The 21,508-nt window shown below is 72.2% G+C and carries 21 protein-coding genes; 1 reads left to right on the top strand and 20 read right to left on the bottom strand.

Features of this window, described 5'->3' with window-relative positions; genetic code table 11:
• Positions 1-117: 117 nt before the first annotated feature.
• The 15 genes from nusB to ACFV2S_RS35645 form a co-directional block, all read right to left on the bottom strand.
• Complete coding sequence (gene nusB, locus ACFV2S_RS35715) at positions 118-555, bottom strand: transcription antitermination factor NusB (protein ID WP_365228784.1); 438 nt, start codon at positions 553-555, stop codon at positions 118-120.
• 2 nt (positions 556-557) lie between these two features.
• Complete coding sequence (efp, locus tag ACFV2S_RS35710; protein WP_385569575.1) at positions 558-1,124, bottom strand: elongation factor P; 567 nt, start codon at positions 1,122-1,124, stop codon at positions 558-560.
• A 49-nt stretch (positions 1,125-1,173) separates the two neighbouring features.
• The gene (locus ACFV2S_RS35705; RefSeq protein ID WP_385569570.1) at positions 1,174-2,286 is read right to left on the bottom strand and encodes an aminopeptidase P family protein; all 1,113 of its coding nucleotides are present in this window, start codon (positions 2,284-2,286) and stop codon (positions 1,174-1,176) included.
• Between the two features lie 60 nt (positions 2,287-2,346).
• The gene (locus ACFV2S_RS35700; protein ID WP_385569583.1) at positions 2,347-3,330 is read right to left on the bottom strand and encodes an AAA family ATPase; all 984 of its coding nucleotides are present in this window, start codon (positions 3,328-3,330) and stop codon (positions 2,347-2,349) included.
• A gap of 317 nt (positions 3,331-3,647) precedes the next feature.
• The gene (gene aroQ / locus ACFV2S_RS35695; protein ID WP_383789649.1) at positions 3,648-4,094 is read right to left on the bottom strand and encodes a type II 3-dehydroquinate dehydratase; all 447 of its coding nucleotides are present in this window, start codon (positions 4,092-4,094) and stop codon (positions 3,648-3,650) included.
• Positions 4,091-5,188, bottom strand: a complete 1,098-nt coding sequence (aroB, locus tag ACFV2S_RS35690; RefSeq protein WP_385569564.1) for a 3-dehydroquinate synthase — start codon at positions 5,186-5,188, stop codon at positions 4,091-4,093. The genes aroQ and aroB overlap by 4 nt, the downstream gene beginning before the upstream one ends.
• Positions 5,185-5,703, bottom strand: a complete 519-nt coding sequence (locus tag ACFV2S_RS35685; RefSeq protein WP_385569559.1) for a shikimate kinase — start codon at positions 5,701-5,703, stop codon at positions 5,185-5,187. Before ACFV2S_RS35685 ends, aroB begins: the two co-directional genes overlap by 4 nt.
• On the bottom strand, positions 5,700-6,884 hold the full coding sequence (aroC, locus tag ACFV2S_RS35680) for a chorismate synthase (protein ID WP_382866865.1): 1,185 nt from the start codon (positions 6,882-6,884) through the stop codon (positions 5,700-5,702). Before aroC ends, ACFV2S_RS35685 begins: the two co-directional genes overlap by 4 nt.
• A gap of 114 nt (positions 6,885-6,998) precedes the next feature.
• On the bottom strand, positions 6,999-7,226 hold the full coding sequence (locus ACFV2S_RS35675; protein WP_385569553.1) for a hypothetical protein: 228 nt from the start codon (positions 7,224-7,226) through the stop codon (positions 6,999-7,001).
• 67 nt (positions 7,227-7,293) lie between these two features.
• Positions 7,294-8,136: a shikimate dehydrogenase gene (locus ACFV2S_RS35670; protein ID WP_385569549.1), complete on the bottom strand. Its 843-nt coding sequence runs from the start codon at positions 8,134-8,136 to the stop codon at positions 7,294-7,296.
• Positions 8,117-9,898, bottom strand: coding sequence for an endolytic transglycosylase MltG (mltG, locus tag ACFV2S_RS35665; protein WP_385569545.1), 1,782 nt, complete (start codon positions 9,896-9,898; stop codon positions 8,117-8,119). The genes ACFV2S_RS35670 and mltG overlap by 20 nt, the downstream gene beginning before the upstream one ends.
• 102 nt (positions 9,899-10,000) lie before the next feature.
• Positions 10,001-10,465, bottom strand: coding sequence for a Holliday junction resolvase RuvX (ruvX, locus tag ACFV2S_RS35660; RefSeq protein WP_030693079.1), 465 nt, complete (start codon positions 10,463-10,465; stop codon positions 10,001-10,003).
• A gap of 2 nt (positions 10,466-10,467) precedes the next feature.
• On the bottom strand, positions 10,468-13,137 hold the full coding sequence (gene alaS, locus ACFV2S_RS35655; protein WP_385569542.1) for an alanine--tRNA ligase: 2,670 nt from the start codon (positions 13,135-13,137) through the stop codon (positions 10,468-10,470).
• Positions 13,137-13,490, bottom strand: coding sequence for a DUF6167 family protein (locus ACFV2S_RS35650; RefSeq protein ID WP_385569538.1), 354 nt, complete (start codon positions 13,488-13,490; stop codon positions 13,137-13,139). Before ACFV2S_RS35650 ends, alaS begins: the two co-directional genes overlap by 1 nt.
• Before the next feature lie 6 nt (positions 13,491-13,496).
• Positions 13,497-13,931 carry a DUF948 domain-containing protein gene (locus tag ACFV2S_RS35645; protein WP_383789625.1) on the bottom strand — a complete coding sequence of 145 codons (435 nt, stop codon included), beginning with the start codon at positions 13,929-13,931 and terminating at the stop codon, positions 13,497-13,499.
• A 158-nt stretch (positions 13,932-14,089) separates the two neighbouring features.
• Between ACFV2S_RS35645 and ACFV2S_RS35640 the strand changes: the two genes are divergently transcribed.
• Positions 14,090-16,306 carry an ATP-binding protein gene (locus tag ACFV2S_RS35640; protein WP_385569533.1) on the top strand — a complete coding sequence of 739 codons (2,217 nt, stop codon included), beginning with the start codon at positions 14,090-14,092 and terminating at the stop codon, positions 16,304-16,306.
• A gap of 33 nt (positions 16,307-16,339) precedes the next feature.
• Here ACFV2S_RS35640 and rpsD read toward each other — a convergent pair whose 3' ends face one another.
• The 5 genes from rpsD to ACFV2S_RS35615 form a co-directional block, all read right to left on the bottom strand.
• Positions 16,340-16,954: a 30S ribosomal protein S4 gene (rpsD, locus tag ACFV2S_RS35635; RefSeq protein WP_015032311.1), complete on the bottom strand. Its 615-nt coding sequence runs from the start codon at positions 16,952-16,954 to the stop codon at positions 16,340-16,342.
• Between the two features lie 349 nt (positions 16,955-17,303).
• Positions 17,304-18,656 carry a replication-associated recombination protein A gene (locus ACFV2S_RS35630; protein ID WP_383789619.1) on the bottom strand — a complete coding sequence of 451 codons (1,353 nt, stop codon included), beginning with the start codon at positions 18,654-18,656 and terminating at the stop codon, positions 17,304-17,306.
• A 42-nt stretch (positions 18,657-18,698) separates the two neighbouring features.
• The gene (locus ACFV2S_RS35625) at positions 18,699-19,325 is read right to left on the bottom strand and encodes a vitamin K epoxide reductase family protein (RefSeq protein WP_383789616.1); all 627 of its coding nucleotides are present in this window, start codon (positions 19,323-19,325) and stop codon (positions 18,699-18,701) included.
• A gap of 132 nt (positions 19,326-19,457) precedes the next feature.
• On the bottom strand, positions 19,458-20,720 hold the full coding sequence (gene hisS / locus ACFV2S_RS35620) for a histidine--tRNA ligase (RefSeq protein WP_383789613.1): 1,263 nt from the start codon (positions 20,718-20,720) through the stop codon (positions 19,458-19,460).
• Between the two features lie 8 nt (positions 20,721-20,728).
• Positions 20,729-21,436 carry an MBL fold metallo-hydrolase gene (locus tag ACFV2S_RS35615; RefSeq protein WP_030316256.1) on the bottom strand — a complete coding sequence of 236 codons (708 nt, stop codon included), beginning with the start codon at positions 21,434-21,436 and terminating at the stop codon, positions 20,729-20,731.
• Positions 21,437-21,508 lie beyond the last annotated feature (72 nt).

Genomic DNA, 21,508 nt, shown 5'->3' with positions numbered 1-21,508 from the left:
ATACTCCCCCCCCCCCCCCCTAAAAAAAAAATCACTATGTCGGCGCCCGCCACTGTGTTTAAACCCACCCCCCCCCCCCCCCGTGGGCTGCGGGCCCCTTCGCGTGCCGGACGGGACCTAGGCGTCCGCGTCCCGGCGCAGGCGCGGCTTCAGGTCCTTGAAGCGCCCCAGCAGGCCGTTGACGAAGGTCGGGGACTCGTCGGTGGAGAACTCCTTGGCGAGCTGCACCGCCTCGTCGATCGCGACCGCGTCGGGGGTGCCGTCCTCCCAGAGCAGCTCGTACGCTCCGAGGCGCACGATGTTCCGGTCGGCGACGGGCATCCGGTCGAGGTCCCAGTCCACGGCGTAGGTCGCGATGAGATCGTCGATCCGCGCCTCGTGGGCCGCGTATCCCTCGACCAGCTGCATGGTGAAGTCGTTGACCGGCGGCTGGCGGTCGTCCGACCGCGCGTGCCGGACCTGGTCCGCGAGAACCTCCTGGACGGAGGCACCACGCTGGTCCGCCTCGAAGAGGATCTGGAAGGCGCGCTTGCGAGCCTTGCTCCGAGCGGCCACGGTTACTTGTTCACCCGGCCGAGGTAGCCGCTGTCGCGCGTGTCGACCTTGACCTTCTCACCGGTGGTGATGAAGAGCGGGACCTGGATCTCGTGGCCGGTCTCCAGCGTGGCGGGCTTGGTGCCGCCGGTGGAGCGGTCGCCCTGGACACCCGGGTCGGTGTGCTGGATGGTCAGCTCGACGGCAGCGGGGAGCTCGACGTAGAGCACCTCGCCCTCGTGCTGCGCGACCGAGGCGACGAAGCCCTCGATCAGGAAGTTCGCGGCGTCGCCGACCGACTTGCGGTCGACGTGCAGCTGGTCGTACGTCTCCTGGTCCATGAAGACGAAGTAGTCGCCGTCCATGTAGGAGAACTGCATGTCGCGGCGGTCGATGGTGGCCGTGTCGACCTTCACGCCGGCGTTGAAGGTCTTGTCGACGACCTTGCCGGACAGCACGTTCTTGAGCTTGGTGCGCACGAAGGCCGGGCCCTTGCCGGGCTTGACGTGCTGGAACTCGACGACGGACCAGAGCTGGCCGCCTTCGAGCTTGAGCACCATGCCGTTCTTGAGGTCGTTCGTGGAAGCCACGGTTGCGGAATCTCCTGGACTGACGTGGGACCGGGGAGGCGTACGCGCCTTACAGCGCGAGCAGCTCCTTGGTCGTGATGGTGAGTAGCTCGGGTCCGCCGTCCGCCTCCTGGCGCACGACGAGCGTGTCATCGATCCGGACCCCGCCCCGTCCCGGGAGGTGAACCCCCGGTTCGACGGTGACCGGCACGCAAGCGTCCAGTTTACCCATGGCCGAGGGTGAGAGCTGCGGGTCCTCGTCGATTTCGAGCCCCACCCCGTGCCCGGTGAGGGGCACAGCGGCCCCCGCGTGCCCCGCCGCGTCCAGGATCTGGCGGGCCGCCCGGTCCACGTCGCGGTACTCGGCGCCGGGTGCGAGGGACTCCCGCCCGGCCCGCTGAGCGGCGAAGACGAGCTCGTACAGCTCGATCTGCCAGTCGGCGGGGGTGGTGCCGATGACGAAGGTGCGGCCGATCTCGCACCGGTAGCCGCGGTAGTCCGCGCCGAGGCAGACGGAGAGGAAATCGCCCTCCTCGACCCTGCGGTCGGTGGGCCGGTGCCCCCGGCGCCCGGAGTGCGGGCCGGTCCCCACCGAGGTGGGGAAGGCGGCCCCGTCGGCGCCGTGGTCGACGAGCCGCCGCTCCAGCTCCAGGGCGAGGTGGCGCTCGGTCCGCCCCACGAGGATCGACTCCAGGAGCTCGCCGAGGGCCTGGTCGGCGATCTCCGCCGCGATCCGCAGGCAGGCGATCTCGTCCTCGTCCTTGACGATCCTGAGCTGTTCCACGGCGCAGGCGAGGTCGGCGAGACGCGGTCCGGGGCCGACGGAGCCCATGGCCCGGTGCCGGGCGACCGTCAGGTGGTGCTCCTCGACCGCGAGCGCGTCGGCGCCGGCCCGGCGGGCCAGGTCGACCGCGGCGACCGCGGGGTCGCCCCCGCCCGTGGGCAGGACCTGCTGCCGGAGCACTTCGTCGAGCCTGCCGTCCGCCGGTTCGCCGCCGGGCGCGACGGGGCAGAGCAGGACGTCCGCCTCCGCCTCCGGACCGACGAGCAGCACGGCCCCGGGGGGCGAACCCCCGGCGAGATAGCGGACGTTGGCGGGGCGGGAGACCAGGGCCGCCGGGCTGCCCGCGGCCGCGCACCGGTCGCGCAGCCGTACACGGCGGTCCGCATACACCTCTGACATGCTCCGAGCCTACGAGCGTGGCGGCGGGACGTCCTGTTCAGAACGGCCGTCCGGGAGCGGTCACCAGGTGGGCGGGCTCGCGATCGCGCGGGCCAGGACGTCGTCGAGGACGCGCGCGGTGGTCTCGACGTCGTACGTGGAGTTGTCGATGATCGGCAGGCCCGAGCCGTACCAGCCGGCCATCCGGCCGTGGATCGCGGCGACCTCCTCGTCCGAGAGCCGCCGGTTCCCGCTGCGCTCGGCGTTCCGCTCCAGGACGACCTCCAGGCCCGGCAGGAGGACGACGGGCAGCAGACCGGGGCCGACGTGGCGCTTCCAGCCGCCGAGGCCGACGACGGGCCGGTCGGGGAAGACGGCGTCGTCGACGATGCAGGAGATGCCGTTGGCGAGGAAGTTGCGCGCGGCGAAGCCGCAGGTGCGGCGGGCGAGCCGGTACTGCGCCTCGGAGTGCTCGTTCCAGCCGGACTGCGGGTCGGCGAAGCCGGAGCAGACCCACTCGCGGACGTCGTCGAGGCTGATGTGCGCGGTGGGCACGCGGCGGCGCTGCGCCCAGTGCCGGGCGACGGTCGTCTTGCCCGCGCCCGCGGGGCCGATGAGGAGGACGGCGAGGGTCGCCGCGCCGGTCCCGGCGCCGTGCTCCGCGGGCGGCGCGAGGGGCGCGCTCACGGGCGGCAGCGGGACGTGCCCCGTCAGGTCGGCGCGCGGCGGCGCGGACGAGGGATGCCGGGGGGCCGCGGCGTGCTGGCCGGAGGAAGGCTGCGGCGCGGCGCCCGGGTGCGGCGGACCGGCGGACGGGGCCTGCGGGGCTCCGGGGTGCGGCGGGCCGGCCGGGTGGGGCGGCGCGGGGTGCTGGGGGGCCGCCGGACGCTGCGGCGGGCCTCCGGGGGTGCCCCAGCCCGGCGGGGCGTGCGGGGGCCGCGGGGCTCCGGCCGGGACGCTCGGGTGGACACCGGGCCGGGGGCCGGACGCGGGCCCCGGGTACGGCGGGACGGGAGGAGGAACGGGCGGCTGCCCACCGGGCTCCCCACCGCCCGCGACGGGCACGGGGCCGGATCCGGGCACCGGCGATCCGGTCAGACCCGATCCGGAGACGGTCACGGCCGATCCGGAGACGGGCACGGTACCGCCGGGCACGGGGACCGGCCCCGGCACGGGCTGTCCTGGCCCCGGTCCCGGGCCGGTCGACCCGGCCGACCGCTCCGGCGGTGGCAGCGGACCCCCCACTGCGTGCTGCATCCGGTGCCACTCCGTCTCGTACGCCTGTCTGATCCCCGGACCGGTGTGTCCGTGGACGGCGGAACGTTACCGCCCCCGGCCCCCACAGGGGGAACGGCCGGGGACGCCCCCTGGTGCCCTGCCGGTCAGCCGGCGAGTTCCTCGGCGAGCGCCCGCAGCGCCAGCCGGTAGGAACCGATCCCGAAGCCGGCGACCGTGCCGGTCGCCACGGCCGCGATCACCGAGGTGTGCCGGAACTCCTCGCGGGCGTACGGGTTCGAGATGTGCACCTCGATCAGCGGGGCGGTCCGCTGGGCGGCGGCGTCCCTCATCCCGTACGAGTAGTGCGTGAACGCGCCGGGGTTGATCACCACCGGGACCGAGCCGTCCGCCGCCTCGTGGAGCCAGCGGATCATCTCGCCCTCGTCGTTGGTCTCCCGGACGTCGACGTCGAAGCCGAGCTCCGCGCCGAGGGTCCGGCAGGACTCGACGAGCCCCTTGTACGAGGTGGCGCCGTAGATGTCGGGCTCGCGGGAGCCGAGACGGCCCAGGTTGGGGCCGTTCAGCACCAGGACCGGGCGCGTCCCGCTCACGCGGACACCTCGCCGTAGGCCGCGATCAGGACGGCCGGGTCGGGGCCCTCCAGGACGGTCGGCTTGCCGATGCCGTCGAGCACGATGAAGCGCAGCAGGTCGCCGCGGGACTTCTTGTCGACCCGCATGGTCTCCAGGAGCTTCGGCCACTGGTCGCCGCGGTAGGTCAGCGGCAGGCCGACGGACTCCAGGATCGCCCGGTGCCGGTCGGCGGTGGCGTCGTCGAGCCGCCCCGCGAGACGGCCCAGCTCGGCGGCGAAGACCATGCCGACGGAGACGGCGGCGCCGTGGCGCCACTTGTAGCGCTCGTTCTTCTCGATGGCGTGGGCCAGGGTGTGGCCGTAGTTGAGGATCTCCCGGCGGCCGGACTCCTTGAGGTCGCCGGAGACCACCTCGGCCTTCACCTTGATCGAGCGGACGAGCAGCTCCGCGGTGTGCGGACCGGCCGGGGTGCGGGCGGCCTGCGGGTCCTCCTCGATCAGGTCGAGGATGACCGGGTCGACGATGAAGCCGGCCTTGATGATCTCCGCGAGGCCGCTGACGTAGTCGTGCACCGGCAGCGAGTCCAGCGCGGCGAGGTCGCACAGGACGCCGGCGGGCGGGTGGAAGGCGCCGACGAGGTTCTTGCCCTCGGCGGTGTTGATGCCCGTCTTGCCGCCGACGGCCGCGTCGACCATGGCCAGCACGGTGGTCGGCACGGCGATCCAGCGCACGCCGCGCAGCCAGGTCGCGGCCACGAAGCCCGCCAGGTCGGTGGTGGCGCCGCCGCCGACGCCGACGACGACGTCGCTGCGGGTGAAGCCGGTCTGGCCCAGGGCCTTCCAGCAGTAGGCGGCGACCTCGGCGGTCTTCGCCTCCTCGGCGTTCGGCACCTGGATGGCGACCGCCTCGTAGCCCTGGTCGGCGAGGTCGGCGCGGAGCGCCTCGCCGGTGTCGGCGAGCGCCTCCGGGTGGATCACGGCGACCCGCTTGGCCTGGGGGCCGATCAGGCCGGGGAGCTCACCGAGGAGCTGCCGCCCGACCAGTACCTCGTACGGATCGGTGCCCGCGGAACCGCCGACCTGGATCCGGGTCACCTGGTCCTGCTCCGTCATACGTCCTTCAACTCCAGTGCGTCGAGGACCGCCTGGGCGACCTCTTGGGGGGTGCGCTCGTCCGTGCCGACGACGACCCGGGCGACTTCGGTGTACAGATGGCGGCGGGCGTCCATCAGCTCGCGCCACTGGCGGCGCGGGTTGACGGCGAGCAGCGGCCGCGCGGTGTTGAGGCCGACGCGGCGGACCGCCTCCTCGACGTCCATCGAGAGGTACGCGACGGGCAGCCCGGTGAGCAGGGCGCGGGTCCCGGCGTCCAGGATCGCGCCGCCGCCGAGGGCGAGGACGCCCTCGTGCTCGGCGACGGCCGCGGCGACGGCGGCCCTCTCCAGGGCGCGGAAGTGCTCCTCGCCGTCCTCGACGAAGATGTCGGCGATCTCGCGTCCCTCGGCGGCGACGATGTCGGCGTCGGTGTCCCGGTAGGGCGCGCCGAGCCGTTCGGCCAGGAGCGCGCCCACCGTGGACTTGCCGGAGCCCATGGGCCCGACGAGGACGACCAGGGGTCCGCCGGTCACCGGATGGTGAGGTGGTCGAGGTAGGACCGCACGTTGCGGCGGGTCTCGGGGACGCTGTCGCCGCCGAACTTCTCGACGACCGCGTCCGCGAGGACGAGCGCGACCATGGCCTCGGCGACGATGCCGGCGGCGGGGACGGCGCAGACGTCGGAGCGCTGGTGGTGGGCGGCCGCGGCCTCGCCGGTGGCGACGTCGATGGTGGCGAGGGCGCGCGGGACGGTCGCGATGGGCTTCATCGCGGCGCGGACGCGCAGCAGCTCGCCGGTGGTGAGGCCGCCCTCGGTGCCGCCGGAGCGGCCGGAGGTGCGCTTGATGCCGTCCTCGGTGCGCACGATCTCGTCGTGCGCCTGGGAGCCGGGCACGCGGGCGAGGTCGAAGCCGTCGCCGACCTCGACGCCCTTGATGGCCTGGATGCCCATGAGGGCGGCGGCGAGCCGGGCGTCGAGGCGCCGGTCCCAGTGGACGTGCGAGCCGAGTCCGACGGGCACGCCGTAGGCGAGGACCTCGACGACGCCGCCGAGGGTGTCGCCGTCCTTGTGGGCCTGGTCGATCTCCGCGACCATCGCCTTCGACGCGTCGGCGTCGAGGCAGCGGACCGGGTCGGCGTCGAGCTTCTCGACGTCGGCGGGGGTGGGGTAGACGCCGTACGGCGCCTTGGCGGCGGCCAGCTCGACGACGTGGCTCACGATCTCGATGCCGGCGGCCTCCTTGAGGAAGGACCGGGCGACGGCGCCGAGGGCGACGCGGGCGGCGGTCTCCCGGGCGCTGGCGCGCTCCAGGATCGGCCGGGCCTCGTCGAAGCCGTACTTCTGCATGCCGGCGAGGTCGGCGTGGCCGGGACGGGGCCGGGTCAGGGGCGCGTTGCGGCCCGTCTCCTTGAGCTCCGAGGGGTCGACCGGATCGGCCGACATGACCTTCTCCCACTTGGGCCACTCGGTGTTGCCGACCATGACGGCGATCGGGGAGCCCAGGGAGAGTCCGTGCCGGACGCCGCCGAGGAAGGTGATCTCGTCCTGCTCGAACTTCATGCGGGCGCCACGCCCGTAGCCGAGGCGTCGCCGCGCGAGGTGGTCCGCCACCAGCTCAGTGGTGACCGGGACGCCGGCGGGAAGACCCTCCAGCGTCGCGACCAGCGCGGGTCCGTGGGATTCCCCAGCGGTCAGCCAACGCAACCTGCTCAACGATGCTCCTCATGCTCGCGCCTGGGCACTGCGACGACGCGGCCGGGTGCGCGGCCCTGGCCCGCCGTCCCCGATCCTCCCACGTCCGGGGGACGAACCCGCCCTCCGGTCCAGCTATCGGACGCGGGAGTCGGATTCCTGGACGGAGAGGTCCGCCCCGGGCGGCTCGCCGAAGCGGGTGCGCAGCCATCGGAGACCCTCGTGGACGGCGAGGGTGACACCGGCGGCGATGAGCGGATACCGCACCCATTCGGGCAGGTGCCGGGAGGTCGCCATCCAGAGGAGGCGCACGATGTCGTCCGCCGCGTCCCACTTGGACGCCAGCGTGAGTCCTTCGGTCATGTCGGCCGTGCTCCCCCGTGTTCCGCTCGCCGTGCTCCCCCGCGTTCGGCCGGCGTGCCGCTCCAGCCTAGCGCGCGGCCAGCGCCCGCTCTCCGGCCGCGCGCATGGCCGCGAGCGGGGCCTTCGGGACGCCCGTCATCTGTTCGACCTGGAGGACGGCCTGGTGGACCAGGAGGTCGAGGCCGCCGACGACCTTGCCGCCGCGGTCGGACCAGGCGGCCGCGAGTGCGGTCGGCCAGGGGTCGTAGAGGACGTCGAAGAGGGTGCCGACCCGGTCGGGGACGGCGGTCGCCAGGGCGTTGGTGGTGCCGGCCGGGGTGGTCGCGATGACGAGCGGCGCCTTGAAGGCCTCCGCCGCCCGCTCCCAGTCGGCGGTACGGACGTCCACGCCGAGCCGCTCGCCCCAGCCGCGCATCTCCTCGGCCCGCGCCTCGCTCCGTACGTACGCGGTGACGGGGCCCGCGCAGATCCGGGCGAGGGCGGCGAGCGCGGAGGAGGCGGTGGCGCCGGCGCCGAGGACGGCCGCCGAGTCCACCTTCTCCACGCCCCGCTCGCGCAGGGCGGCGATCATGCCGGGGATGTCGGTGTTGTCGCCGGCGCGGCTGCCGTCCTCACGGAGGACGACGGTGTTGACGGCCTCCACGGAGGCGGCCGTGTCGCTGATCTCGTCGAGCAGGGGGATGATCGCCCGCTTGAGCGGCATGGTCAGCGACAGCCCGGCCCAGGCCGCGTCGAGCTCGCCGACGAAGCCGGGCAGCCCGGCCTCGTCGACCTCGAAGCGGTCGTACGCCCAGTCGCCGAGACCGAGCTCGGCGTACGCGGCCCGGTGCAGGACCGGGGAGAGCGAGTGGGCGATCGGCGAACCGAGGACGGCCGCGCGGCGGCGCGTCTCACTGGCCCGAGTTGGCATTGAACTTGTCCTTCAGCTTCAGGAAGTCGGCGTGCGTCTTGGCGAACTCGGTCTTGTTCATGCCGTCCGTGGCCACGAAGTAGATCCAGCCGTCGTTCGTCGGGTTGAGCATCGACGCCAACGCCTCGTTGCCCGGGTTGCCGATCGGTCCCGGCGGCAGCCCCGGGTGCTTGTAGGTGTTGTACGGGTCGGTGTTGGTGCGGGTCTCCTTCTCGGAGATCTTGATCTCGCTCTGACCCTTCAGGTAGTTGAGGGTCGAGTCGAACTGGAGCAGCTGGTACGTCTCCTTGTTGTCGGGCTGGAGACGGTTGTAGACGACCTCGGACATCTTGCGGAAGTCGTCGTGGGTCTTGCCCTCGGCCTGCACCAGGCTCGCGATGGTGACGAGCTCCCACGGGCCCTTGACCCCGAGCGCCCTGGCCTTCGACTCCAGGTCCAGCTTCGTGTACTCCTGGTTGGCGCGGGAGACCATCTTGCGCAGCGCGTCCTCGGGCTTGCCGCCCTTGGCCACGGGGTAGCTCGCCGGGAAGAGGAAGCCTTCCAGCGGGTCCTTGACGTCCGTGTGGTTCTTGGCCCAGTCGGGCAGCCCGAGGGAGTCCGCCTTCGCGAGTGCGATGCCCTTGGTGGTGCCCGGCTTGAGGTCCAGACGCTCGTCGAGCTTCTCGTAGACCCAGGCGTTCCGCTTGCCCTCGGGGATGATCAGGTTGGCCTGGCTGGCGGGGTTCAGCATCAGCGTGACCGCGCTGTCCGCCGACATCTCCGTCTTCAGCGTGTAGGCGCCCGCCTGGATCGAGAGGCCGCGGGGGTTCTTCTGCTGCGCCGAGACGAAGGCGTCGACGCTCTTGACCACGCCGGCCTTCTTGAGGATGTTGCCGATCTCGTAGCCGCCGGCGTCCTTCGGGATCTCGACCTGCACGACTCCGGTGCCACTGCCCGCGTAGTCGGGTGCCGCGCCGAACTGGCCCTGCCAGAACTTGTAGCCGAAGTAGCCGATGCCGCCCACGCCGCCGACGATGACGGCCGCGACGACCAGGCAGGCCATGCCGTTCTTGCCTTTGCGTTTCTTCGCTTTGCTCCGGCGTTCGCGGTCGACGTCCCGGGAGCCGCGGCCGCGCCGGGGCTCCTCGTCGTGGTCGTCGTCGTCGGAGTCGTCGCCCCCGGTGAAGAAGGGGTGGTTCTCCTCCTCCGGCTCCGGGTCGTGCGCCTCCTCCTCCGGCGCCCAGTCGACGACCGGCTCCGGCGGGTTCTGGCGGCGGCCGGGCGGCTGGGGCGGCGGGTAGGCCTCGGGCGTGCCGTAGAGGTCCGGGTTCTGGCCGCCGTACGGATCGGCCGGGGGCGCGCCGTAGGCCATCGCCGCCTGACCGGTCTCCCAGTTGCCGTCGTACTGCTGACCGAGCTGCCCGGGCGTGTCGTAACCGCCCGGGTAACCCGTCTCGTACTGCTGCTGGGGCTGCTGCTGGTACTGCTGATGCTGCTGCTGGTACTGGGGATCGACGTACTGCTGCTGCGGCTGCTGGTACTGCTGCTCGGCCTGCTGCTGGTACTGCTGCTGCGCCTGCTGCTGGTACGGGTCGGCCCCGTAGCCCTGGTCGGTGTGACCGCCCTGGCCGTACGGATCCACGTAGCCCTGGCCCTGCTGGCCGTACTGGCTCGCCTGCTGCGGGTGCGGGTACTGCTGCTGGCCCTCCCACCCCTGGTCCCCGTAGAGCGGGTCCCCGGGGTGCCACGGTTCGGAGCCAGGGCCCCGGCCATACTCAGTCATCGATCCCCAAAACAGCCGCGAGGCTTCCGGACGATCCGCCTCTACGTAGTGCGGCAGCTGTTCGAACACCGCCGCATCGCGCGGAACGTTACCGTATCGCGATCAGATGACCACTTCGACGCCCTCACCGGGCGGATTACCTGATACCCGTTCGGACTCAAGAGCGTTCTGAAGGATGATCACAGCGGCGGCCTGGTCGATCACGGACCGCCCCTTCTTCGCCTTCACGCCCGAGGCCCGCAGGCCCTGGGTCGCGGTGACGGTGGTCATCCGCTCGTCGACCAGGCGCACCGGCACCGGGGCGATGCCCTTCGCCATCTCCCGGGCGAAGGCGCGGACCTTGGTCGCGGCCGGGCCCTCCCGCCCGCTGAGCGAGCGGGGCAGACCCACGACGACCTCGATCGGCTCGTACTCCTCGACGATCTGGCGGAGCCGCCGGTGGGCGGCCGGGACGTCACGTCCCGGCACGGTCTCCACCGGCGTCGCGAGGACCCCGTCGGGGTCGCACGAGGCGACCCCGATCCGGGCGTCCCCGACGTCGACCGCGAGACGACGGCCGCGGCGCATCGTCACGCCGTCTCCACCACGAGGCGCTCGACGGCGGCGATGGCCTCGCCGACGGCCTCCGGGTTCTGGCCGCCGCCCTGGGCGACGTCCGGCTTGCCGCCGCCACCGCCGCCGAGGGTCTTGGCGGCCGTGCGGACGAGCTCGCCGGCCTTGAGACCGCGCTCGCGGGCGGCCTCGTTGGTGGCGATGACCGTCAGCGGCTTGCCGCCCACCGTGGTGAACAGGGCCACGACCGCCGGGCGGTCGGAGGGGATCCGGCCGCGCACGTCGAGGACCAGCTTGCGCAGGTCGTCGGCGCCGGTGCCGTCCGGGACCTGCCCGGTGACGAGGGCGACGCCGCGGACGTCACGAGCGGAGTCGACGAGACCGGCGGCGGCCTGGAGGACCTTCTCCGCGCGGAACTTCTCGATCTCCTTCTCGGCGTCCTTCAGCTTGCCGAGCATGGAGGAGATCTTCTCCGGCAGCTCCTCCGGACGGCCCTTGACGAGCTCCTGGAGCTGGGCGACGACCGTGTGCTCACGGGCGAGGAAGTTGTACGCGTCGACACCCACCAGGGCCTCGATGCGGCGCACGCCGGAACCGATGGACGACTCGCCGAGCAGCTTCACCAGGCCCAGCTGGGCGGTGTTGCCGACGTGCGTGCCGCCGCACAGCTCCTTGGAGAAGTCGCCGATGGTCACGACGCGGACCTGCTCGCCGTACTTCTCGCCGAACTCGGCGATGGCGCCCTGGCGCTTGGCCTCGTTGATCGGCATGACCTCGGCGTGGACCTCCAGCTCGCGCGAGAGGACCTCGTTGATCTTCTGCTCGACGTCGGTCAGGACGGCGCCCGGGACGGCGTTCGGCGAGCCGAAGTCGAAGCGGAAGCGGCCGGGCTGGTTCTCGGAACCGGCCTGGGCGGCCGTCGGGCCGAGGGCGTCCCGCAGGGCCTGGTGGGTGAGGTGCGTGGCGGAGTGGGCGCGGGCGATGGCCCGGCGGCGCTTGACGTCGATGGTGGCGTAGGCGGTGGCGCCCACGGTGACCTCGCCGACCTGCACGGAGCCCTTGTGCACGGAGACGCCGGGAACGGGCTGCTGGACGTCGCGGATCTCGATGACCGCGCCGCTGTGCAGCTTGATCCGGCCCTGGTCGGCGATCTGACCGCCGCCCTCGGCGTAGAACGGGGTGCGGTCGAGGACGACCTCGACCTCGTCGCCCTCGGAGGCGGCCGGCGAGGAGACACCGTTGACCAGGAGGCCGACGACCGTGCTCTCGCCCTCGGTGTTCGTGTAGCCGGTGAACTCGGTGGCGCCGTTGCTGTCGGCGATCTCCCGGTAGGAGGTCATGTCGGCGTGGCCGGTCTTCTTCGCCTTGGCGTCGGCCTTGGCGCGGTCCCGCTGCTCCTTCATCAGGCGGCGGAAGCCGTCCTCGTCCACGGAGAGGCCCTGCTCGGCGGCCATCTCCAGGGTGAGGTCGATCGGGAAGCCCCAGGTGTCGTGGAGCAGGAAGGCCTTCTCGCCGGCGAGGACGGTGCCGCCGGAGGCCTTGGTCTCGGTGACGGCGGTGTCGAGGATGTTCGTGCCGCCCTTGAGGGCCTTCAGGAAGGCGGCCTCTTCGGCGAGGGCGACGGTCTCGATGCGCTTGCGGTCGGTGACCAGCTCCGGGTACTGCTCGCCCATCGTGTCGATCACGGTGTCCACGAGCTCCTGGACGACCGGGCCGGTGGCGCCGAGCAGGCGCATGTTGCGGACGGCGCGGCGCATGATGCGGCGCAGCACGTAGCCGCGGCCCTCGTTGCCGGGGGTGACGCCGTCGCCGATGAGCATGACGGAGGTGCGCATGTGGTCGGCGACCACGCGGAGCGAGACGTCGCTCTCGTGGGCCTTGCCGTAGGCGACGCCGGTGAGGGCGGTGGCCTTGTCGATGACGACCTGGAGGGTGTCCGTCTCGTACATGTTCTGGACGCCCTGGAGGATCATCGCCAGGCGCTCCAGGCCGAGGCCCGTGTCGATGTTCTTCGACGGGAGCTCGCCGAGGATCGGGAAGTCGTCCTTGCCGGAGCCCTCACCGCGCTCGTACTGCATGAAGACCAGGTTCCAGATCTCCACGTACCGCTCGTCGTTGACGGCCGGGCCGCCCTCGACGCCGAACTCGGGGCCGCGGTCGTAGTTGATCTCGGAGCACGGGCCGCAGGGTCCGGGGACGCCCATGGACCAGTAGTTGTCCTTCTTGCCGAGGCGCTGGATGCGCTCGGCCGGGACGCCGACGACGTCGCGCCAGATCTGCTCGGCCTCGTCGTCCTCCTGGTAGACGGTGATCCAGAGCTTCTCCGGCTCCAGCCCGTAGCCGCCGTGCTCCACCGGGGTGGTCAGCAGCTCCCAGGCGAGCTTGATGGCGCCTTCCTTGAAGTAGTCGCCGAAGGAGAAGTTGCCGCACATCTGGAAGAACGTGCCGTGCCGGGTGGTCTTGCCGACCTCTTCGATGTCCGGCGTGCGCACGCACTTCTGCACGCTGGAGGCGCGCGTGAAGGGCGGCTTGACCTCGCCCAGGAAGTAGGGCTTGAACGGCACCATGCCGGCCGGGACGAGCAGCAGAGTCGGGTCGTCCGCGATGAGCGACGCCGAAGGGACGACGGTGTGCCCGCGCTCCTCGAAGAAGCTCAGCCAGCGGCGGCGGATTTCAGCCGACTCCATCAGTGGTCCTCATTCCGGTTGTACGAACTCGTAGGCATCTTGGAAAACGCATGGGTGGTCGGGTGCGCGACCGGGCCGAGGGCGGCCCTCCGGCGCGGCTCCGGCAGCTCCCGGCCCTGGTCCGCGGGGGCTTCCAGGCCGAGCGCCTCGCCCAGCTCGGCCTCCCGCTGGACCATGCCCGCCCGGACGTCGAGCGCGAAGTCCTTCAGGCGGTGGCCGGTCTCGAGCGCCTTGTTCGCCGCCTGGGCCGCGAGGCTCTCGGGGGTCAGCTGCTTCAGCTTCCGGTTGACCTTGGTGGTGGCCCACACGCCGGCGGCTGCGCCGGCCGTGAACCAGAACGTGCGGCGGAACATCGCGGCTCAGCCCTTCTGCTTCCGGCGTCGCGAGGACGGCACGGTACGGCCGACGATCACAGTACGGCGGGCGGCGCGCGGCGCGTCCTCCGCCTCGCGGCCCCGGCCGAGCGCCCTGCGGACGCCGTAGCCGAAGGCGGCCACCTTGACGAGCGGGCCGCCGAAGGTGGAGGCGACGGTCGTGGACAGCGCGGAGGCGTTGGAGGTGACCTCCTGGACGTCCGAGGCGATGGCGTCGACCCGGTCGAGCTGGGTCTGTGCCGAGCGCACGGTCGCGGAGGCGTCGGCCAGCAGGGGAACGGCCTGCTCGGTCACGTCCGCCACCAGCCGGGTGGTCGCCCTGAGCGTCTGCGCCAGCCTCACCAGCACCACGGCGAGGAAGGAGACGAGGATCGCCCAGAACACGGCCACCAGGATCCCGGCAACCTCTCCACCGGTCACTGTGCACCGCTCTCTGCTGTCGTTGGGCCCTGTGAAAAGTCGTCCCCCGACCCTATCGCGCCCGGGCTGTCCTGCCGTACCGCATTACGGCCCGTGGGGCGGGAGTCACGGGAAGCCGATTGTACGGAGCGCGTGCGGGTGAGTACGCTCCGTGTCCCATGCGACGGAGCAATCTCCCGGCGGAGCTGAACCGGTTCGTCGGACGGACCGCCGAGCAGGCCGCGCTGACGGCGCTCCTGGAGGCGTCCCGCCTGGTCACGGTCGTGGGGGTCGGCGGGGTCGGCAAGACACGACTGGCGCTGCGGGCTGCCGCGGAGGCGCAGAAACGCTACGGCGAAGGGGTCCGGCTGGCCGCGCTCGCGCCGCTGCGCGACCCCGACCTGGTCGCGTACGCCCTGGTCGAGGCGCTCGGCCTGACCGACCACACGCCGAGGCCCCCGCGCGAGGTGCTGGTCGAGCACCTCGCGGAGCGGCGGATGCTGCTGGTGGTGGACGGTTTCGAGCACCTGGTGGAGAGCTGTGCGCCGCTGCTGCGGGAGCTCCTCGCCCACGCGCCCGGGCTCACCGTGCTGGCGGTGGGCCGCAGGCCCCTGCGGGTGGCGGGCGAGGCGGTGTTCCCGCTGGCTCCGATGGACGAGGCGGACGCGGTGGCGCTGCTCGCCGAACGGGCGGCGGAGGCGGGCGCGCCGGTGGTGCCGACGGCCCCGGCGGCATCGCTCGTCGCGAGGACGGGGACGGTCCTGGCCCCGGAGCCCGGTGCCGAGGCGGTACGGGAGCTGTGCCGGCGGCTCGACGGCATCCCGCTCGCCCTCGAACTGGCGGCCGGCCGTCTTCCGCTCCTCTCCGTGGAGCAGATGCTGCACCGTCTGGACGACCGCTTCCGGCTGCTGGCGGACGGCGAGCGCGGGGCGCTCCCCCGCCACCGGACGCTGCGCACCGCGATCGGCTGGAGCCACGAGCTGTGCACCCCGGAGGAGCGGCTCCTCTGGGCCCGGCTCTCGGTCTTCGCCGGCCCCTTCGACCTGGAGGCGGTGGAGTACGTGTGCGGGAGCCGGGAGCTGCCGCCGGAGCGGGTCCTCGACCACCTCGGGGGCCTGCTCGCGCAGTCCCTCGTGTCGCGGGAGGACACCCCGGCGGGTCCCGCCTACCGGCTCCTGGACACGGTTGCCGCGTACGGGGCGGAGTGGCTGGCGGCGCTCGGGGACACGGAGCGGATGCGGCGGCGGCACCGCGACTGGTACATGGGGCTCGCCACCTGGTGCGAGCTGGAGTGGTTCAGCCCCCGCCAGCCGGAGGTCGCGGCCCGCACGGACGCGGCGCTGCCCAATCTGCGGGCGGCGCTCGACCTGTGCCTCGAACTCCCTGACGACGCCCACCTCGCCCAGCACCTGGCGGGCACGCTGTGGTTCGCCTGGGTCGGCTGCGGGCGCCTCTCGGAGGGCCGCCACTGGCTGGAGCGGGCGGTCGCGCTGGAGTCCGGGCACGAGGAGGCGCGGCTCAAGGCGCTGTGGGTGCTCGGGTACGTGGCGGTCCTGCAGGGCGACGGCACGGCGGCGGTGGCGGCGCTCCACGAGTGCGGGGAGCGGGCCCGCACCTCGCGGAACGCGCTGGCGGAGGCGTACGCGACGCACCGCCTGGGCTGCCTGGCGCTGCTCTCGGACGATCTGCCGCGGGCCGAGGCGCTGATCGGGCGTGCGCTCGACTCCTACCGAGAGCTCGGCGAGCTGAACAGCAACGTGCTGATGGGCCGGGTCGAGGTGGCGATGGCGCGGGCCTTCCGGGGGGACCTGGAGGGAGCCGTCGCGATCTGCCGGGAGGTCCGGGAGATCTGCGAGGAGCGCGGAGAGCTCTGGACCCGGGCCTACGCCCTCTACGTCCTGGCGTACTCGGCGTGGACGCGGGACGCGTACGGGGAGGCGCGGGAGCTGCTCACCGAGTGCGTGTCGATCAACCACGCCTTCCGGGACCTGGTCGGTCTCGTCCTGGCGATCGAGCTGCTCGCGCTCGTGACGGTCAGCGAGGGGGACCCGGCGGAGGCGGCGGTGCTCCAGGGGGCCGTCGTCCCCGTGTGGGACACGGTGGGCGTCCGGCTCTTCGGCTCGGAGGCCTTCGACGGGCCGAGGGCGCTGTGCGAGCGGCGGGCGGAGGAGGCCCTGGGCGAGGAGGCCTTCGGCGTCGCGGTCCGGGAGGGCCGGGGCCTTCCGCTCGACGCGGTCGTGGAGCGGGCGCTCGCCGGTCGGGGGGACGCGGCCGCGGGCGGTGAGGCGGACGCGGCGGCCCCGCGCCCGTTCCGTACGGCCGGGTCGGCGCGGCTCCCGGGAACGCGGAAGCCCGCCGGCTCCCCCACCGGCAAGGGCGGGGAGGCGGCGGGCTGAGACCGCGGGTGCGGTACTACTGCCGTGCCGGGATCAGCGGGCGTAGTACTCGACGACCAGCTGCTCGTCGCAGATGACCGGGATTTCCTTGCGGTTCGGGTCGCGGTCGAGGCGGAAGGCCAGGGCCTTCAGGTTGACCTGCAGGTAGCGCGGGGTCTCGCCGTCGGCGGCGAAGCCACCCTCGCGGGCCATCTCGAACAGCGGCTTGGTGCGGCTGCGCTCGCGGACCATCACGACGTCGTCGGGACGGACGCGGAACGACGGCTTGTCGACCTTGCCACCGTTGACCTGGATGTGACCGTGCACGACCATCTGGCGGGCCTGGTAGATGGTGCGGGCGATGCCCGAACGCAGGACCAGGGCGTCGAGGCGACGCTCGAGCTCGACGACCAGCGCCTCGCCCGTCTTGCCCTCGGCCTTCTTGGCGCGGTCGTAGGCACGCGCCATCTGGCGCTCGCTGATGTCGTACTGGGCGCGCAGACGCTGCTTCTCGAGCAGACGGACCTTGTAGTCCGAGTTCTGCTTGCGGCCACGGCCGTGCTCGCCCGGCGGGTAGGGGCGGGCCTCGAAGTACTTGACGGCCTTGGGGGTCAGCGCGATGCCGAGGGCACGCGACTTCTTGACCTTGGGACGGGACTGGTTCGGCATGAACCAACCTCTCTCATTGATACGAAAACGGCTTCACCAGGGTTAGGGGAGGTCGCATCCGCAGCCGGGAAACCCACCGGGTCCGTACGGGACGGACCTGCCGGGCAGCCGCTCCCAGTCTGGGCACATACGTGCAGCACGCGAACGACCCACCGCCGCTCCCGGGAATCCGGGTGGTGATGGGTGGCCCGCGACACCTTCGAAGGTGCGCGACGCTCCTGGAAACCCCGCCCGGGGGCCGGGTCTCCGGCTGACTGTCCCGTTCTGGTGTGCCGACCGGGGCCGGACACGGGACGCAGCAATCCGGACCAGTGTACCGGGTCCGGAGGGCGCGCTCGCACGGCCGGGTCTACTCGGCGCCCTTCAGGCGGGCCCGGACGCGCTCCACCACGTCCGCGTACCTCGCCTCCGCCCCGTACCGCGTGGGCTCGTAGTACCGGCGGCCGTGGATCGTGTCCGGGGCGTACTGCTGGGCCGCGATGCCGCCCGGTACGTCGTGGGGGTACACGTACCCCTGGGCGTGGCCGAGCTTGGCCGCGCCCTTGTAGTGGCCGTCGCGCAGATGCGGCGGAACCGAGCCCGCGAGGCCACCCCGGACGTCGGCGAGGGCCGCGCCGATCGCGGTCGTCGCCGCGTTCGACTTGGGGGCCAGTGCCAGGGCGATGGTCGCGTGGCTCAGGGTGAGGGCCGCCTCGGGGAAGCCGATCATGGCGACGGCCTGGGCGGCGGCGACCGCGATCGGCAGCGCGTGGGGGTCGGCGAGGCCGATGTCCTCGCTCGCGGAGATCATCAGGCGGCGGGCGATGAAGCGCGGGTCCTCCCCCGCCTCGATCATCCGTGCCAGGTAGTGCAGGGCCGCGTCCACGTCCGAGCCGCGGATCGACTTGATGAGCGCGCTGGCCACGTCGTAGTGCTGGTCGCCGTCCCGGTCGTACGTCACGGCCGCGCGGTCAACGGTCTCCTCGACGGTCTGGAGGGTGATCTCCGGCTCGCCCTTGGCGATCGCCGCGCCCGCTGCCGCCTCCAGGGCGGTCAGGGCCCGCCGGGCGTCGCCGCCCGCGACGCGCAGGAGGTGCGCCTCGGCGTCCCCGGGCAGGGTCACGGCCCCGCCGAGCCCCCGCTCGCCGGTGAGCGCCCGGGCCATCAGGCCCTTGAGGTCCTCGTCGGTCAGCGGCTCCAGCGTGAGGAGCAGCGAGCGGGAGAGGAGCGGGGAGATCACGGAGAAGTACGGGTTCTCGGTGGTGGCGGCGATCAGCGTGACCCAGCGGTTCTCGACGGCCGGCAGGAGCGAGTCCTGCTGGGCCTTGGAGAAGCGGTGGATCTCGTCGAGGAAGAGGACGGTCTCCTTGCCGAAGCCGCCGACCGCGCGCCGGGCGCCGTCGATGACGGCCCGGACCTCCTTGACGCCCGCGGTGATCGCGGACAGTTCCACGAAGCGCTTGTTCGTGGCCTTCGAGACGACGTACGCCAGGGTCGTCTTCCCGATCCCCGGCGGGCCCCAGAGGATCACCGAGGAGGCGCCGGCGGGGCCGCCGTCCCCGTCCCCCACGAGCCGGCGCAGCGGCGAGCCCGGCTTGAGCAGGTGCTGCTGGCCCACCACCTCGTCGAGGGTGCGGGGGCGCATCCGGACGGCCAGCGGGCTGCTGGACGGGTCCTTCTCCTGGCGGTCTTCGGCTGCTGCGGTAAAGAGGTCGGGCTCCACAGTGATGAAGCCTAGGTCACCGCACCGACAGTCCGGCTTCCGTCAGCTGGTCCAGAAGTCCCACCAGCGGGTCAGGATCAGCATGCCGATGATCCCGATGTGGAGGACCGGCAGGATCCAGGTGAACTCGTCGAAGAAGGTCTTCAGGCCGGCGGGGGCGGGAATCACGCCGAGGCGGACGTTGTGCGAGGTCACGTACCAGAACATGACGATGGTGGCGACCCAGGCGAGGCAGCACCAGAGGCAGAGCGAGTTGATCTCGTACAGCGACTGGTACATCAGCCAGGTGCAGAAGCCGACTCCGAAGAGGGTGCCGGCGTTGAGGCCGAGCCAGTACCAGCGGCGGTAGCGGGCTCCGGCGAGCAGGCCGACGCCGATCGCGATCACCATGGCGTAGGTGACGAGGCCGAGCATCGGGTTCGGGAAGCCGAAGACCGAGGCCTGCTCGCTCTTCATGATGTTGCCGCAGGAGACGATCGGGTTGAGGCTGCACCCCGGGGTGAAGGTGGGGTCCTCCAGGAGCTTGAACTTGTCGATGGTGATGACCCAGGCGGCGAGCAGTCCGGCCGCTCCGGTGATCACGAGGAGCCAGGAGAAGGCCCGGCTCGCCCCGATCGTGCCGCCGCCGTCCCGGCCGGAGCCGACCTCGTCCACCGCTGCCTTCGCCATGTCACCTTTTCCCTCGCTCGACCGGCCTTGTGGGCAGGGTCATTCTGCAACACCGACCTGCCGTCCGGCCGTTCGCGGGAGATAAGGAAGGGCCCGGACCGGGGTGCGGTCCGGGCCCTTCCGTACGGCGGATCAGGCCAGCTTGGCGCGTACGGCGTCCACGAGGGCGTCCAGGGTGACGGCCTGCTGCTCGCCGGACTCCATGTCCTTGAGCTGGACGACGCCCTCGGCGAGGTCGCGCTCACCGGCGACGACGGCGAGGCGCGCGCCCGAGCGGTTGGCGTCCTTCATGGCGCCCTTGAGGCCCTTGCCGCCGAAGGAGAAGTCGGCGGCGACCCCGGCCCTGCGCAGCTCGGTGACCTTGCCGAAGAGGAGGCGGCGGGCCTCCTCGCCGATGGCGACGGCGAAGACGCTGGTGGCGGCGGGGATGTCGAGCTCGACGCCCTCCGCCTCCAGGGCGAGGACCGTGCGGTCCACGCCGAGGGCCCAGCCCACCGACGGCAGCGCGGGGCCGCCGATCATCTCGGAGAGGCCGTCGTAGCGGCCGCCGCCGCCGACCGCCGACTGCGAGCCGAGACCGCCGTGGACGAACTCGAAGGTGGTGCGGGTGTAGTAGTCGAGGCCGCGGACCAGCTTGGGGTCGTCCTCGAAGACGACGCCCGCCGCGGTGATCAGGGCGCGCACCTCCTCGTGGTACGCCTTGCACGCGTCGCACAGGTAGTCGCGCAGGAGCGGCGCGTCGGCCAGCTGCTTCTGCACGGCCTCGCGCTTGTCGTCGAGGACGCGCAGCGGGTTGATCTCGGCGCGGCGCAGGGTGTCCTCGTCGAGGTCCAGACCCCGCAGGAAGGTCTGGAGGGCCTCCCGGTAGACGGGGCGGCACTCCTTGTCGCCGAGCGAGTTCAGCAGGATCCGGAAGTTCCGCAGGCCGAGCGAGCGGTAGGCCTCGTCGGCCAGGATGATCAGCTCGGCGTCGAGCGCCGGGTCCTCGGCGCCGATGGCCTCGGCGCCGACCTGCGAGAAGTGCCTGTACCGGCCCTTCTGCGGGCGCTCGTAACGGTAGTAGGAGCCGGAGTACCAGAGCTTGACCGGCAGGTTGCCCTGCTTGTGGAGGTTCGCCTCCAGGGCGGCGCGCAGCACGGAGGCGGTGCCCTCGGGACGCAGGGCGAGCTTGTCGCCGCCCTTGGTCTCGAAGGCGTACATCTCCTTGCTGACGATGTCGGTGGACTCGCCGACGCCGCGGGCGAAGAGGTTCACGTCCTCGAAGCCGGGGGTCTCGACGTAGCCGTAGCCGGACTTGCGCAGCGGTCCGGAGATCGCGTCCCGGACCGCCAGGTACTGGGCGGAGTAGGGCGGGATCAGGTCGTACGTGCCCTTGGGGGCCTTGAAGGTGCTCACGTGGGTCGTCACATTCCTCGTCGGGGAGCGTCCGTGCTCCCGAGGCCGGCTGCCACGTCCCGCAGATAGGGGTTCGTGGCGCGCTCCTGGCCGATGGTCGTCTGGGGACCGTGTCCCGACAGGACCACGGTCGAGTTGTCGAGCGGCAGGCACACGCGGGCCAGCGACGCGAGCATCTCGTCCATGTCACCGCCGGGAAGGTCGGTGCGTCCGATGGAGCCGGCGAACAGCAGATCCCCGGAGAAGAACACGGAGGGGATCTCCGTGGTCTCGGGCATCCGGAAGGTCACCGACCCCTTGGTATGACCGGGCGCGTGGGCGACGGAGAAGTCGAGACCGGCGAGCTTCAGCTCGGCGCCGTCGGTGAGCTCGCGCACGTCGTCGGGCTCTCCCACGGTCAGCTCGCCCATGAGGGGCATCCCGATGGAGCGGCCGAGGGCCTTCTCCGGGTCGCTCATCATGTAGCGGTCGGACGGGTGGATCCACGCGGGGACGTCATGGGCGCCGCACACCGGAACGACCGAGGCGACGTGGTCGATGTGTCCATGGGTGAGGACGACGGCGACGGGCTTGAGCCGATGCTTCTTCAGCGTCTCCTCGACACCCTGGGCGGCCTGGTGGCCCGGGTCGATGATCACGCACTCCTCGCCTGCGGCGGGGGCGACCAGATAGCAGTTGGTCCCCCAGGCCCCGGCGGGGAACCCGGCAATCAGCACGTTCGTCCTTAGATGTCGTCCGGCACGGAGGCGCGGAATCACGGAATGCGGCAGATCAGAGCCTACCGGCGG

Origin of the sequence: Streptomyces sp. NPDC059695, assembly GCF_042733785.1 — a bacterium.
Taxonomy (GTDB): domain Bacteria; phylum Actinomycetota; class Actinomycetes; order Streptomycetales; family Streptomycetaceae; genus Streptomyces.
This window is presented reverse-complemented; position numbering and strand designations above follow the sequence as displayed.